We start from the raw sequence: 15,230 nt of genomic DNA on the forward strand, positions 1-15,230 counted from the left end.
GTGAATTCGTGATGATTCATGCATGAGCGGCGCAAATTTTCAATAAGAAAAAGGCGATACACCATGATGCTGTGCAGATAAAAACTTTCTCCTTCCCATATGGTAAGCGCCTAAAGCCAAGAAGACCGAAAACGCGGCAATGAGAAAGATGACCTTTCCTCCGTACAAGCCAAGAATCATCCCACCCAGCCACGGCCCTAAAAACTCGCCGATGTTGTACACATTTTGCATGCCGTAGTAAGCGCCCTTCATATGATCTGGAGCCAGCTCATCCAAAAGGACATTCATTGAAGGGAAACATAAAATTTCGCCGATTGTCAGGACAAACATCGAAAACATGAAAAAAATCAAGCCATTTGCGACAGAAAATCCGATATACCCCAAAATGCAAAAAACGGTTCCTATTGATATCGTGGTTAAGGATTTGTACTTTTCAAACAAACGGGTGAGCGGAACTTGTAAAAGGATGACGGTAACCGCGTTTAAGGTGATTAAAGCCGAAAAGATGTTAACCCCGTTTGCAATGTCGTGATTCAAATACTGCAGCAAAGTGCTTTCCATTTGCGAGTAGCTGAACAACAAAAGGATGCCACCGGCTATGTAAAAGCGAAGTGCCTTGTCCTGCTTTAACGTTTTCACAACGGAACTTGCCCGAACTGGCTTCGGAGCGGTTTTTGTCTCTTCCACCGTGATGTGCCGCATCATTACGCTCAAAAATGCAGCATAGCCAAAATAGACAAGACCTGTGATGATAAACGGAGCTCCTGTTTTGGCAAAACCGAAATAAGTTCCCAATAAAGGGCCGACTGCGGCTCCGATATTGATGGCCAAATACCGCAAAGAGAAGATGCGGAATCTCATTTCCCGTTCCGATAACTCGGCCATCAAAGCCTTAGATACAGGTTCAAAACACGAATGGCACAGCCCGCTTAACATGTTTAACAATAAAAACCACATGAAATCATGGACAAGCCCGAAAAAAATAAACACAAAGCTCCAGATGAAAATCGCTGAAAGCATCACCTTTTTTCTGCCGACTCTATCTGAAAGCGCTCCTCCGACTACCCCTCCTACAGTGCTTGAAAAATAGCCTAAACCGATCACAAGCCCGATGGCTGCAAAATCAGCTCCCGTTTTCATATGCAGATAGAGCGCCAAAAACGGCGTTGTCATCGACTTAGCCGCCTTCGTGACAAGCGTGCCTATCAGCAAAAACCGGATCAGCGGATGAAGGCGGCTGAATGCTTTAAATTGTGTAAACATCAGAAGCTTTTCCCCATACGGTATGATCTTGAAACCACATTGCAAGCCGGTCAATGCTGCCGCTCAATTCAGCTTCTGTGCGCCCGGTAACCAGGCAGCTTGCAATCGCATCTACACTGGAGGATGAGCCGTGAAACCTGTCCCCGGGTTGAGCGGAAATGTGTTGTTTTGCTAACCAGCCGGCTGACGGAGCAGCCTTAATTTCTTTCAGCACGCCGTCTTTTGGAGGAATCAACAGCCAGCCGCTTAAATGACGCGGACCGTTGTTCATCTCGGGAATATGAAAGTCCAGGCCGCATTGCGCTTTGACACACACTTCATTGATATCAAAGCCGAAAGTTTGCGCAGTTGCTTCACGCACCATAGCGCCGCCTGTCCTGCTGGCCACTTCGCAGAACACCAACTCATCGTCCGGTGTGTGAAATACTTCAGCATGAAATGTTGTCGTCTCGGGAACAGGCAGGGCATCAAGCACTTTTTGAACAAAATCAATCAACCGGCGGGTGAGCGGATTTTTCCGTTCAAGCTGGAGGCTGCCTAAAAACTGTTGCTCTTGAAACGCCAGACACCCGTTGATATAACGGGACGGCCAGCTCAGGATAGTCTCTCCTCCTAAAATGAGGCCGTCTATATGATACATATCTCCTTCGATAAACACCTCAACCTCCAGATGATCGGGAAGACCTTTCGCAAGAAAATCCCACATGTCCTGCCGGTTCCTCAAAACGGTTGTATCAACAGATCCTGAGCCGTAGACAGGCTTTACGATCACAGGAAAACCGAAAGTTTGAACAAACATAGATAAGTCGGCGGCCGAGTCGATTTTCTTAAAATCAGGAACCCTTACACCCGCTTTTTTAACATGCTCTTTCATCAACACTTTGTTGCGGAACAGCCGGGCGCTTTCATAAGACTGCCCTTTTATCCCCAAAAGCGATCTCAGCTTCCCCGCTCTCAACATATCAAATTCCGATGAGGCAATAATCGTTTTAAAGTGATACGTTTCATTCAGCTCCAAAGCGCGCATTTCGATACACCCATTCACCGGATAATCGTCAAACGCTTCGATCACATCATAATTTCGGCATTCATTCACACGGTCTGCTGAAGTCAGCATCACCACCGGTCCGTCTAGTTCCTCCAGCCATACATCATACGGAGATTTGCCATAAGCGGTTTTATTCAGAATAAGCGTACTGATAACAGGTTCTCCTTTCTTGTAAAAGACGTTTTTCAATTTTATAATAATGAAAGTATTTAGATAACTCTAATATATCTTTATTAGATATTCATAAATCTTATTTATGATTAGAGGTGTGAAACATGAATCTTCATGCACTGCGGCTGTTCTATACGGTCGCTGAAACAGGCAGTGTCACCCAAGCCGCCAAACAGTTAAACATCAGCCAACCGGCCGTTACTTCTCAAATTAAGAATTTAGAACGCGATATCGATTGTACCTTACTCGTTCCTAAAGGCAGAGGCATCTTGTTGACACAGTCCGGCGCAGAGCTTGCAAAACAGGCAAAGCGGCTGTTTTCACTTGAAAAAGAAATTGAATCATATGTCAAACAGTTAAAAGAGGGTTCAATGGGAAAGCTGCGCATTGCCGCCACCTTTCTCCCCGCCAATTTTTTGCTGCCAAGATGGATCAGCCAATTTAAACAGCTATTTCCCAAGACAGAAGTGGAAATTACGACCACGAATTTTCAAAAGGCTTGTGAACAGCTGATCAACTATGAAGCGGACATAGGCCTGATCGGCGGAACAACGGAATTCGGCCCCTTCATAAAAGGAACGCTGCTTTTGGAAGATGACATGCTGTTTGTCGTCAATAAAGACCACAAGCTTGCATCACAGCACACAACATTGGAAGAAGTTGTGAAAGAACCGTTTGTCTTTCGGGAAGAAGGCAGTTTTTCCCGGGAGAAATTGATTTCGTTATGTACATTGCATCATGTAGACAAACCAAAAATAGGTGTACAAATCAACGGATTGAACGAAACGATCAGAACGGTTATGGAAGGGTATGGCGTGATGTTCGCCTCCGCTCTTGAAGTGAACGAATATATGGACCGCGGGGATATTGCAACGGTTCATGTCGAGAAAATCAACTTGAAAAATCCGATTTCATTATGCATGAGAAGAGAAGATTACCTTTCTGCTTCTGCCATTAACTTTATGCAAATGATGAAAACCGCTCCGTATACACCTTAATCGGCAGGTTTTTGGCATATGCCTGCAATCAGTCGACATGGGTTTTAAAGCGAAACCAATTGTTCGTACCAAGCAATTGGTTTTTTTGTGCTCGCTTGATTTTGTCACAAGTTTCTTCGCCAAAACTGCCGGAAGTATGGGCACGGCTTTATGTGCAAACACGTTACAATATTAGCAATGAAAGCGCAAACAATATGAGGTGATGGAGAGGAATGAATGCAATGAAACCACAGAATGTTTTAGATAAAATCGGCATTCCAAGTAAAATCGGCTGGGGATACTTGGGGATCCTAATTTTTATGATGGGAGATGGCATCGAGATCGGCTGGCTTAGCCCTTATTTGGTTGATCGTGGTCTGACAGTTCAGCTTTCAGCGACTTTATTTACGGCTTATGGAGTAACGATCGCGATTTCTTCCTGGTTTTCCGGTGTGCTGGTCGAGGCGCTTGGTGCGAAAAAAACAATGTTGACAGGGCTTTTGCTTTATATTCTCGGAACAATAGGCTTTGTCGGGTTCGGGATGCCTGACCTGTCGTTTTCTACCATGCTTGTGACATATGCCGTACGCGGCTTCGGCTATCCGCTGTTTGCCTATTCGTTTCTCGTTTGGATCGCCTACCGCAGCCCGAAAGAAAAACTCAGCACGGCCGCAGGGTGGTTTTGGTTTTTCTTTACAGGCGGACTAAATGTGCTTGGGGCATATTACTCGAGTTGGGCCATCATATATATGGGGCATTTAAACACAATGTGGAGCTCGCTGTTTTGGGTGACGCTTGGGGCATTTTTTGCCCTCGTCTTAAACCGTGACAAGCTTGAACGAAAAAAAGATACAACAGCGAAACAAAAAGTAAAAGAGCTTTTCAAAGGTGTGACGATTGTTAAACGGGAGCCTAAAGTGCTGCTCGGCGGCATCGTGAGAACCATTAACACAACCTCGCAGTTTGCCTTTCCGGTTTTTTTGCCGCTCCATATGGCGGATTTCGGTATTTCCACAACAACATGGCTGCAGATTTGGGGCGCTATTTTCACAAGTAATATTTTGTTCAATGTTTGCTTTGGCGTCATCGGCGACAAGCTGGGATGGCGGAATACCGTTATTTGGTTCGGCGGCGTATCGGCAGCCATTTCTACGTTGCTGTTATATTATTCACCGGAATGGACGAATGGCAATATCGTCATGATTACGATAGCCGGAATGCTTTGGGGGGCTTCTTTGGCCGGTTATGTCCCGCTGTCCGCACTTGTTCCTTCACTTGTTCAAGAAGAAAAAGGTGCCGCGATTTCCATCTTGAATCTTGGCGCCGGCCTGCCTGTTTTTGTAGGGCCTGCACTTGTAGGGCTGCTCATCGGAACGATCGGCTCGGCCGGGGTCATTTGGGTGCTGGCCATCCTTTATGTTATCAGCTCGATTTTGACTGTTTTTATCACCCTGCCGGAGTCTGAACAGCCGACACGGCAGCAGATAGACTGTATAAGAGAAACAAAGGCCTAGCCTGTGCGGGGGACGGCGCCGTCAGGACACTGGTCACTACTTATTGATATTTACAAATGAAACAGACGCTGGGATGCTATACAAAACGAAAAACAGCGTCTGTCAGATTGTCCGTATCATGTTTTAGAAAAACTTTGCAGGAAAAAAGGCCGAAACGCCTTCAGGATCTCCTGCTTGTCGTCGGTATGCCGCAATCGGCTGCTGATGCTTTCATCTGACAACACCGCCTTGATTTCATTCGCCGCACGAAGCTGTTGAGGGCTGCTCCCAGAAAGTCCGATCAGCAGATAAACCGGCGCGCCTTTAAAATAAACCCCTTCGGGAAACTGGATGATCACAAGTCCCGCCGTCTTGCCGGAACTGCGGAAAACAGCCGCTCCATTTCTGAGAACGGGATATTTTTCCAGCGTTCCGTCCGTACGATTTATGAAGCCGAGGGTCTGCATGCATTCACCCAGCATCATGATCGCTTCCGTTTTTGTTTCGGCTGTTTGCTTCAGCAGGATCAGCCGTTCATCACGATTTGGCGCAAGATATGAAAGGACCTTGTCATATTCTCTTTCATCAGCCAATGACAAAAGGCCGATATACGGAACATTAGGATTGTATTTTTTCACTTCCGGCTTTAGTTCCTGTTGTCCGATGATAACATCCGCATCTTGGGGGATTTGATGGATGGCGGCATAGCCAATCTGCAAATTCGGATATTTACGGGTTGTAAGCTTTTTTAAAATAGCGGCGCCCATCGCGCTTGAAGCAAGTCCGCCATCACATGTCACAATCAGCTTCCGGGGGTGACGTGCAGGAACCGGCTCATCATCGTCGGATGACATCGGCTCATCATGATGTCTTGAAGGGGACAAAATCAGTATAGATAACATCAATGAGACTGCACAGGAAACGGCCATGCCAGCAGCTACAGACAGTATATCCCCTTTTGGTGATAACAATAAGATAAGCAGCGCGCTTGCCGGGGAAGCGGTGGAAGCCAGTCCCGCGTTGAATAAAGAAAACACAGCGGTGCCCGCCGCGCCGCCTGCGATTAACGGCAGAAAGAGCAAGGGGCGCTTTAAAATGTATGGAAAATAAACCTCATGGATGCCGCCGATGGCATGAATCCCAATGGCTGTTTTTAACGCCAGACACTCTTCCTTTTTAAGACGGAAAAGACAGGCGATGAGCACGCCTAATCCCGGTCCCGGGTTAGCTTCAAGCAGAAAGAAAATGGATTTGCCCAGCTCTTTCGTCTGCTGGATGCCGAGCGGCCCAAGAAGGCCGTGATTCATCACATTGTTTAAAAAAAGCACCTTTCCCGGTTCAATCAAAAGAGCGGCTGCCGGAAGCCATATAGAATTTGCCACAGTCAGCACCAAGTGATAAAAATGTGTCATCGCGGTATTTAAAAACGGACCGGCAGCGTAAAAACAGAAAAGCAAAAACCCGGTCGACAAAAACGCACCCGTCACGTGGCTGACCAGCAGTTCCGTTCCAATCGGAAATCTGTTCTGTGTACATCTTTCGCAATACTTGTACAGCCAGCCAAACAACGGACCAAAAAGCATAGCGGCGAGAATCATCGAAAGATCACTGGACAAAATGATCCCGAGCGTGGCTGCCGCTGCCGCAATGCCGCCTCTTTGCCCTGCCGCCATTCTGCCTCCGGTGAATGCAAAAATGAGCGGGATGACAAAAAGATACAGGCTGTCGATGACAGGGGCGAATCGGGGAAGCGGCAGCCACCCGTGTTCGCCAAACATTATATTGACGACTCCCGCTGTGATCACAAGAATCATGTTTTGATAGACGACGGCGCTGTACATTCTGAATATCTTTTTCACGCTGTTACTTCTCCCCAATATGCTGAAGTCTTGTTTTGTATGCTTTGACGAGTGTGTGTTTGATTTGCTGTTTCACCTCTTCTTCACTTCCTTTTAAAAACACCTCGATATGCTGTTCATCAATAAACGATTGGCTGATTTCGCCCAATGCCGCAAAATGCTCGGCCGGTGCATCCGCCGGACCGGCCATCACCAAAATAGCGTCTGCTTCTTTCCCATTCCAAAAAAGCGGCCGATCGGAGCGGATCAGTTGCACAAATAAACTCCAAACTCCCGTTGATCGAGTATGAAGCACAGCCAATTTATTCACGATAAATCCGCCTTTTCCCTCCCGTTTCTGTAAATCCTCGACAAAAACAGAGCTGTTTTCCAGAGGCAAATCGGAAACATCAAGGTGGCGCTTGATCTCAAATTGGACTTTAGGCGGAATGCTGATCGAACTGACGGAAAAATGCCGGAAAATCTGCAGCATCCCCTCTCCAAATGCCGCCGTTTGCAGATATTTCATCTCCTTATTCACATCGATCGGGCTGTTGACGTTTGTTTTATCATGACGGCAATTGGCGATGCGGTTTTGTAAAAGGCCGATTTCCTTATCGGTTAAGAGAGGCGAAACGACGACCGTCTTTTCCTTCATCTGGTCGAGACGAATGGTCGAGATAATCAAATCAATGGTATCATGATCATTCAGCCACTCTGCCAGCTGGTGAGAAGCGACGATATCAACAATCACAAGATTTCTGATTTCTTTTTTCAATTTAGCGGATATAAAGCGGGAAGTGCCAAAACCGCTTGCGCAGACCACAATCGCCCTGCATTCCGATTGTTTCGTCTGCCTGTCGTAATAAGAGGCGCCGATATGCAATGTTAAAAACGCGATTTCCGCATCGGGAACGGGTGTGCCGATTTCCGCGGCGATGACCTTGGCGCCTTGTTCACAGGCGTTATAGACGGGCTTGTATTTTTCTTGAATTTGCCGCAGCAGCGGATTATGAATCGCCAGTCCTCCTATGATGCGTGTCAAGGCAGACCGCAAGTGGTTTTTCAGTCCTTCGAGCAAAGAGGAATTCATTAACGGTTCTTGGAGCGCTTCCTCTGTTTTCAAAATAAAAAGCTGTGTGAGATAGGCCGCAAACGCGTCATCGATCTTAACGGTTTGCTGCTCTTTTTCCAAGCCTGCCAAATGATGTTTAACATGGTTGATGTCGTCTGGTGACAGTTGAATATCAAAGGTAGCTTCGATGCGCTTCAGCACATGAGAGGTCAGCGGGTAACCCACCGGAAGTGTTCGATTGTGTTCGATCTGGCGTCCCGAACAGCGGGTAATCGCAAGTGCCAGGTGAATGCTTAAATGAAGCATGTCTCTCTCGTCGAGCCGGACGCCTTCTTGTGAGAGTACACCTGTGATGACACGATGCACTCTATGAAGCAGCTCAATGTCGATCAGCCGCTGATAGCGATCAGGCAACAGCTGTTTTACACACGTTTTCGCATGATCCATTTTATGAAACAGCTCAATCCACGCTTCGGGAAGCATTTGTTCAAGCAGCACAGCCGCAATCGCTTGTCGTATGTCCATGTCTTCTCCCTGTATGTACACCCCGATGCCCGGTTTACGATGAAGCTGAATTTGAAAAGAAGCGAACCATGCTTTTAATTTTTCGAGATCATGGCTGATCGTTGATTCTGACACATGGTATTGGCGGCTGAAAACAAACAGCTTCGCAGGCTCATCCAGCTTTAACAAATCACAAATTAACCCCTGCTTTCGTTCTTCCGGAGAATAGTCCTTCATCTCAAAGAAAAAATCAAGATCAGATGCCAGACGTTCTTTCTTCGCTTTTTCTCCTTTCAGAACCATTCCCATGCCAAATGTTTTGGAGATATGAAGCTGATAGTGTTTCAAAATGTTTTTGATGGCGTTCATTTCCCGCTGAACCGTACGGACACTAATATTCAGGTCTTCGGCGATTTCTTTTAACGGGACAGGATTGCTTACATGGAGCAGACGATGGATGATCTGTTTTTGCCGTGAATTCATAACAATTTGTTGCTCCATTGTGACCGCTCCTTTCTTAAGCGCGTTTCAACGTTCGTAAATTCCATATTTATCCACCATCACATGAAGATCATGTAAACGTCAATATATCCATCTTGATCCAGCACCTATGTCAATTCCTCATCCACATCATTAAGAAAAATAATCCCCTGTTCATGACCAGGGGAATGGAGCTTCACATCTTAATCTGAACTTTAAACAAATCAGAGCTTCTCGGTCCTCTTAAAAAGCCGACCGCTTTTTCCAACGTAAGCTTTTGCGAGATCAAATGCTCCACCTCAATCCGCTTTTCTTTCACCCAATGGAACGCTGGTAAAAATGTATAATTAATGGCCATCGATCCTAAAATCGTCCAGTCATTGTTGTACAGCTTAAAGGGATCAAGGCGTACCGACTCATTTTGCGCCGTCACACCGAACTGCAGATATGTCGCTGTTTTCCCCATAAACTGAAAGGCATTTTCGATCACGGCAGGAATTCCAGTGGCATCAACCACGACATCAAATCCGGTCGGAAATTCCTCAGGTCTAAGATCTTCGCTCAGCACACCTTTTGTCGCGCCCCACTTCAGCGCCATGTCGAGTTTCTCTTGAGAGATGTCGACAACCACAAGTTCTGAAGCACCCGCCATTTTTAACGACTGAATCAACTGCTGCCCCATCGCCCCTGCGCCAAACAGAATAACCCGGTCACCAACTTGGAGATTGAGCCGATTCATCCCATGTACAACACAAGCCATCGGCTCAATAAAGGCACCTTCCTCAAAGCTCATTGTATCAGGGAGCTTCACGACATTTCGGCTCGGCACTTTTACATACTCGGCCATGCTTCCATCTGTTGTATTCCCAAGGGCTCCCCAATTGCTGCATTGGTTGCCGCGGTTTGTTAAACAATAATCACACTCACCGCAAAACAAAGACGGATCAGCTGTCACACGATCACCAATTTTTACATTAGTCACGTCCTGGCCTGTTTCATATACCGTTCCGGAAAATTCATGCCCAGGAATAATCGGATAAGGTGACAGAAACTCACCTTTGAAAATATGAATATCGGTTCCGCATATTCCGATGTTTTCAACTTTAATTACAACATCTTTCGGACCCGGTGATGGATATGGCACCTCTTTTACCACCGCTTGAAACGGTGCTTCAACTACAAGTGCTTTCATCTTGGCAGACCTCCCGATATTTAAATGTTTCCGCTTTCAATACGATTGTAGCATGTTCAGCTTTTGCAAACGGCCGTCAGTTGACCGTAATTTGTCACCGGGTTATGTGACAGAATTGAAGAAACTCGATTGATCAAAATCCCTCTCTGGCTGCCCGCGTCTTCACTGATTTTCTATCATACAAAAGAAGGTAAATAATTCTATTAAACAGAAAATTACAAATATATAAATAATTAATCCTATTCCTCCATCTTTTTTTAATGTATACTCATTTTGATAAAGTTGAACGATTTAACCAAATGAACCGTTCTCTTTTGAAAAAGGCAAATCTATTGAAAAATAGAGGCGCAAAGTCACAGACCTACGGTGTATTCACTACGGTGGCTGGGCTGCCAAATGAAGAATCGGGTCAACACTCCGTTTTTACAGAGTGGATTCAGCGATTCTTCCTTTACAAAAACTTTGTTTTGGAGGGATTTTTTTATGTCGTTATTCAAAAAAGGCCGCATGATTGTTTCGACCGGTTTTGCCGCCGCACTTCTCGCTTTTGTATTTGGAACCGGACAAGCTTTTGCAGAAGAGCAGGACAACCAATCTGACGGACAAGAAGAAGAAACCGTTCAACAAGACACAAATGAAAATGAGGCCGAAGAAACGAAAAACACAGATGAAGCGGATACCGAACAATCAACATCTGTAAATGATGAGGACATACCTTCACTTCTGCCTGATGATTTCTTCTATTTCTCAAAAAGACTCATGGAAAATGTCCAGCTGGCCCTGGCCTTTGATGAAGTGAAAGAGGCTGAATTGCTGGCGTTTTTCGCTGAAGAACGCATCAAAGAAGCAGAGGCGCTGCTTGCGGAAGGTCAGGAAGAATTAGCCCGTGACATTCTTGAAGAGGCCGTTGAGCTTCAAGAGGAAGCACTGGAAAAATACGAGCAATCCGAACCAATGGATGATGGTGACAAACAAGAAGATACATCTGACCAGCTTGAAGAACAATTTTCTTCTAACATCCTCGCGCTGCAAAACGTGTTAAATCAAATCAACAACCCGGAAGCAAAAAAAGCGTTGCAAAAAAATATCGTCAAAGCACAAGAGAAGTTAGAAAAGAAACTCAACAAAAAATTAGCGAAAATCGAGCAAAAGGCTGAGGAAAAACGCGCCGAACTTGAAGAAAAACTGGCGTCCGGTGAAATGGATGAAAAAGAGTACAATGAGGAACTTCTTGAATTGAATAAAGAGCTGGCAGAAGAACAAGCCGATGCTGCTGAAGAAATCAACGAAGAAACGGCAGAAGCGGTTAAAGACGAAAAAGAGGAGTCTGACAGTAAAACAGATGAAGAGGATAAAGAAGACTCCGACAATAAAACAGATGATGAAGATAAAAAAGATGCGCGTACGAATGCAGAAGTAAAACAACGGGAAGCGTTGAAAAAACAAGAAGAAAAGCAGCGGGAAGAAGCTAAGAAAAAAGAAGAACAAGCTAGAAAAGCTCAAGAGAAACAGCGCGAAGAAGCGCAAAAACGCGCTGAAAAGCAGCTGGAGGAAGCCAAGAAAAAAGAAGAACAAGCTAGAAAAGCTCAAGAGAAACAACGCGAAGAAGCAGAAAAACGCGCTGAAAAACAGCGGGAAGAAGCCAAGAAAAGAGAAGAAAAGGCACTTAAGGAAAAAGAAAAAGAAGACGAAGAGTAATATCTTAAACAATGGGTCACACAATACGTGTGACCCTCAGCGTGTCGACAAACCCTCGCATTCGTTGTCAGGCCTGCGCGTCGGTGCTCACGAATTGCAACATTCGCTCCGCTACGATGCTCGACCTTCCTAGACTGCAAGGGTTTTCAATCACGCTGAAAGAAGGATGACAAAATCCCAAAACTAAAAGCCGTTTTGGGATTTTGTCAACAATCTGGAAGGACCCGAAAACATATCGGGTCCTTTTTTCATTTTTGCACATCTGTCGAGGAACGCTTTCCGATCCTAAACACATAGTAGCTGACAGCCACAACCGCCAGAAAAATGATTCCGACAATCAAAGACACCCGCGTGTCATCGTTAAACCACATGCCGACCAACACCATCAATAAGAAGGCGATCGTCACATAGTTTGTCACAGGAGCGAAAGGCATTTTGAACGGATGACTGTCGAGTTCCGCTCCTTTCGCCTTTCTGAATCCAATATGGCTGAGCAGAATGACAAACCACGGGATCATCCCCGGGAGAACACTCGCACTGTATACGTACACAAAGATCTTAGGCGGTGCAATATAATTTAACACGACACCGACGGCCAGGCCGATCAAAACGGCAATCGTACCGTACAACGGCACGCCATTTCGGGAAATCTTCGTAAAGAACTTCGGCGCCTGCCCGTTTACACCCAATGTGTAAAGCATGCGGCCCGCGCTGAAAATCCCGCTGTTGCAGCCTGACATAGCCGCCGTAATCACGACAAAGTTAATGATTCCGGCTGCCGCGGTAATGCCGATTTTCGCGAATGTTGATACAAACGGGCTTCCGATCGAATTGAGTTCATCCCAAGGGTACACCGTAACAATCACAAAGATGGCACCAATGTAAAAAATCAAAATCCGCCAGATGATGCTTTGAATCGCATTCTTTAGCGTGTTTTGCGGATCTTTTGCTTCGCCGGCAGTAATGCCGATCAGCTCCACTCCCTGATAAGCCGCGATCACAAGAGACAACGCAAAGAAAAAGCCTGAGAAGCCGCCTGCAAAGAAACCGCCGTGCGACCAGAGATTGGACAAACCGATCGCTTGTCCGTCATTGCCGAAACCGAAGAAAATAATCCCCAGTCCGGCGATAATCATGAGGATGATCGTGACAATTTTAATCATGGCAAACCAAAATTCAAATTCGCCGAATGACTTCACGGAAATCAGATTGGCTCCTCCAAGAATCGCCATCGCGATGATGCCCGGTATCCAGGCAGGCAGATCCGGAAACCAGTACTGCATGTATTCACCGACGGCGATAATCTCGCTCATCCCGACAATGACCCACTGAAACCAGTTGCTCCATGCGGTCATATACCCTGCAAGCGGATGTATATATTGATGGCCGAATGTCGCAAATGAGCCTGTGCTGGGCTCGACATACAACATTTCTCCCATTGCACGCATAATAAAAAAGATAAAAATCCCGCAGATTGCATAAGCAAGCAGGACGGACGGGCCTGTCCACTGAATCGTGCTGGCTGATCCCATAAATAAACCAACACCGATTGTGCCGCCTAAAGCGATCATCTGAATATGACGCGCTCCCAGGCCCCGCTTCAGTTCTTCCTTCGCCACTTCATTTCCTCCTCTTTACGGCCAAATATCTGGAACTCCGCATTATTATGTTATAAAAATCTGAAAATTATCATTTAATCGTTTTATTTCCAAATTACTTATTTTATCATAATAAATTTCCCCAGTGAATACAATTGTTTTTTTCAGAAGAACACTTTTTTGATATATTGACTGTTTAAAAATATATTATTTTAATATGAATAATATTGAGATCATTCCAGACAAAAAACGCCTGCTGAACAATGCTCAAACAGGCGTCTTCCTCTCAACATTTAAAATCTGTTCCAGCTCATCGAGATGCTGGATTTGATACGTCGGAACAATGTCTGGATCACTCGCTTTTCTGCCTGGATTAAACCAGCATGTATCAAGCCCCGCCAGCCGTCCCCCTTTGATATCGGCCGTCAAAGAATCGCCGATGATCAGCCCCTGCTCTGGGGAAAAATCAGGGATCCGCGCAAACACATAGTCAAAGAATTCCTTCATCGGCTTCTGAAAGCCGGTGTCCTCCGAAACGAAAATATCCTGAAAACTTGGGTACAGCCCTGAATCACGCAGGCGCTTATACTGTGTTTTGGAAACGCCGTTGGTGACAATGTACAGATCATAATCCCGGCGCAGGCGCTCGATCAAGTCAAAAGCTCCGTCTATCAGCTGATGCCCTTCCTCCAGGAAACCGCGATATTTTTTCTCAAGCAGCGCCCCGTCAGCCTCCAAGCCATATTCCTTCAATAAAAGGGAAAAACGGGTATTCATCACTTCATCGCGGCTGATGCCGCCGTCTTCAAAAGACCGCCATAAATGCTGATTGATTCTTTTGTAATCAGCTTTGATTTGATCTGTGAAAGGAATGTTTTGTTCCTCAAAGAGCAGGCGCAGCGCGGTGTTTTCCGCGGCGCCGAAATCCAAAAGTGTGTCATCGACATCAAACAATAAAGTGCGATACGTTTTCATAGGTATGCCTCCGCTTTTGTCTTTTGTTGGCCAGTGCCCTACAGCCAATGCCCAGGTTTCTTTAAAGCAGGCGGTAGTTGCGTTTTGCGATCACCCTTAGCCGAATTGACCTGAGCTTGCGTGAGAAAAATGCTTCCCAAAAGATTAGCCCCGCTCAAGTCAGCGTCTCGCAGATCGGCTCCGATCAGATCCGTCATCCTCATATCAGACCCTCGAAGATCAGCCGCAATCAAAAACGCCCCTCTGAGATCCGCTCCCCGAAGGTCGGCTCCTCTTAAATTGGCACCGATCATATCGATTCCCCTGCCTATCTTCATCCGCCGGTTCTGCTTTTTCGCTTTTGCCCGAACGAATTCGCTTGTCGAGAGAAGCAGGTCATTCACCATCGCCCGATGCCCTGGAACATCAAGATCAAGAAGTGATGCTGGATCCAGATTCGTGAGGGATTCCGTTTTTTCTATAGCAATCTGCAAATCTTCCTTAATGGGATGGGCCGCTTTTACATGAACCGCTTCATTCAGATAATACAGCATTTCATGAAGCTGCTGCATCACGGGAAACACGGCAAACATTTCTTCCGCCAATGCCGGGTGATCGCGCCAATCGTTTCCTTGATAGGCTTCTTGCGATACCTTTTGTCCGGCGCCGAAGCATTCATAAACAGCACAGCCCCGAAACCCTCTTTCCCGCAAATCGTGATGGATGCCGCACCTGTAATCCGGCTGCAAATTGGGACAAGGATCGCCTCCGTCTTTATCAAAAGCAAAGTCAGCAGACTTTGCATAAGGTAAAGCAACACAGCACAACCCGAAGCAATTCTCACAGTCCGCTCTTAAATGACCGGGAATACTGTCGTTGTTCATACTTACACTTCCTTCTGAAAATGGCTATGCTTAATCATAGTCTGATCTTGGAAAA

Annotated in this window: 11 protein-coding genes and 1 riboswitch; of the genes, 3 read left to right on the plus strand and 8 right to left on the minus strand. The window is 46.0% G+C overall.

Going from position 1 to position 15,230, the window contains the following annotated elements:
- Positions 1 to 39: 39 nt before the first annotated feature.
- A complete protein-coding gene (locus M654_RS22755; RefSeq protein WP_026585647.1) occupies positions 40 to 1,263 on the minus strand; it encodes an MDR family MFS transporter in 1,224 nt (407 codons plus the stop codon).
- Entirely contained in the window at positions 1,247 to 2,380 is a 1,134-nt protein-coding gene (locus M654_RS22760; RefSeq protein WP_236251298.1) for an ATP-grasp domain-containing protein, read from the minus strand. The genes M654_RS22755 and M654_RS22760 overlap by 17 nt, the downstream gene beginning before the upstream one ends.
- 206 nt (positions 2,381 to 2,586) lie before the next feature.
- On the opposite strand from M654_RS22760, the gene M654_RS22765 reads away from it, so the two are divergent.
- Positions 2,587 to 3,480 (plus strand): LysR family transcriptional regulator, encoded by an 894-nt coding sequence (locus M654_RS22765; RefSeq protein ID WP_026585645.1) that lies wholly within the window; start codon positions 2,587 to 2,589, stop codon positions 3,478 to 3,480.
- Between the two features lie 221 nt (positions 3,481 to 3,701).
- Positions 3,702 to 4,973, plus strand: coding sequence for an MFS transporter (locus tag M654_RS22770; RefSeq protein WP_026585644.1), 1,272 nt, complete (start codon positions 3,702 to 3,704; stop codon positions 4,971 to 4,973).
- Positions 4,974 to 5,089: 116 nt separating this feature from the next.
- Here M654_RS22770 and M654_RS22775 read toward each other — a convergent pair whose 3' ends face one another.
- The 3 genes from M654_RS22775 to M654_RS22785 all read right to left on the minus strand — a co-directional run bounded on the left by M654_RS22775 (position 5,090) and on the right by M654_RS22785 (position 10,041).
- Complete coding sequence (locus M654_RS22775) at positions 5,090 to 6,811, minus strand: PTS transporter subunit EIIC (protein ID WP_051290319.1); 1,722 nt, start codon at positions 6,809 to 6,811, stop codon at positions 5,090 to 5,092.
- A gap of 4 nt (positions 6,812 to 6,815) precedes the next feature.
- Entirely contained in the window at positions 6,816 to 8,870 is a 2,055-nt protein-coding gene (locus tag M654_RS22780; RefSeq protein ID WP_026585643.1) for a BglG family transcription antiterminator, read from the minus strand.
- Positions 8,871 to 9,045: 175 nt separating this feature from the next.
- Positions 9,046 to 10,041, minus strand: a complete 996-nt coding sequence (locus M654_RS22785; RefSeq protein ID WP_026585642.1) for a zinc-dependent alcohol dehydrogenase family protein — start codon at positions 10,039 to 10,041, stop codon at positions 9,046 to 9,048.
- A gap of 312 nt (positions 10,042 to 10,353) precedes the next feature.
- Positions 10,354 to 10,438, plus strand: a riboswitch (cyclic di-GMP riboswitch).
- Between the two features lie 86 nt (positions 10,439 to 10,524).
- Between M654_RS22785 and M654_RS22790 the strand changes: the two genes are divergently transcribed.
- On the plus strand, positions 10,525 to 11,739 hold the full coding sequence (locus tag M654_RS22790) for a DUF5667 domain-containing protein (protein WP_026585641.1): 1,215 nt from the start codon (positions 10,525 to 10,527) through the stop codon (positions 11,737 to 11,739).
- A 248-nt stretch (positions 11,740 to 11,987) separates the two neighbouring features.
- On the opposite strand, the gene M654_RS22800 is transcribed toward M654_RS22790, so the two are convergent.
- From M654_RS22800 to M654_RS22810, 3 genes are all read right to left on the minus strand, one after another.
- On the minus strand, positions 11,988 to 13,358 hold the full coding sequence (locus M654_RS22800; RefSeq protein WP_026585640.1) for an amino acid permease: 1,371 nt from the start codon (positions 13,356 to 13,358) through the stop codon (positions 11,988 to 11,990).
- Positions 13,359 to 13,604: 246 nt separating this feature from the next.
- Entirely contained in the window at positions 13,605 to 14,312 is a 708-nt protein-coding gene (locus M654_RS22805; protein ID WP_026585639.1) for a YjjG family noncanonical pyrimidine nucleotidase, read from the minus strand.
- A gap of 38 nt (positions 14,313 to 14,350) precedes the next feature.
- On the minus strand, positions 14,351 to 15,175 hold the full coding sequence (locus M654_RS22810; RefSeq protein ID WP_026585638.1) for a pentapeptide repeat-containing protein: 825 nt from the start codon (positions 15,173 to 15,175) through the stop codon (positions 14,351 to 14,353).
- Positions 15,176 to 15,230 lie beyond the last annotated feature (55 nt).

The sequence above is a fragment of the Bacillus sp. NSP9.1 genome (assembly GCF_000465465.2).
Classification (GTDB): domain Bacteria; phylum Bacillota; class Bacilli; order Bacillales; family Bacillaceae; genus Bacillus; species Bacillus sonorensis_A.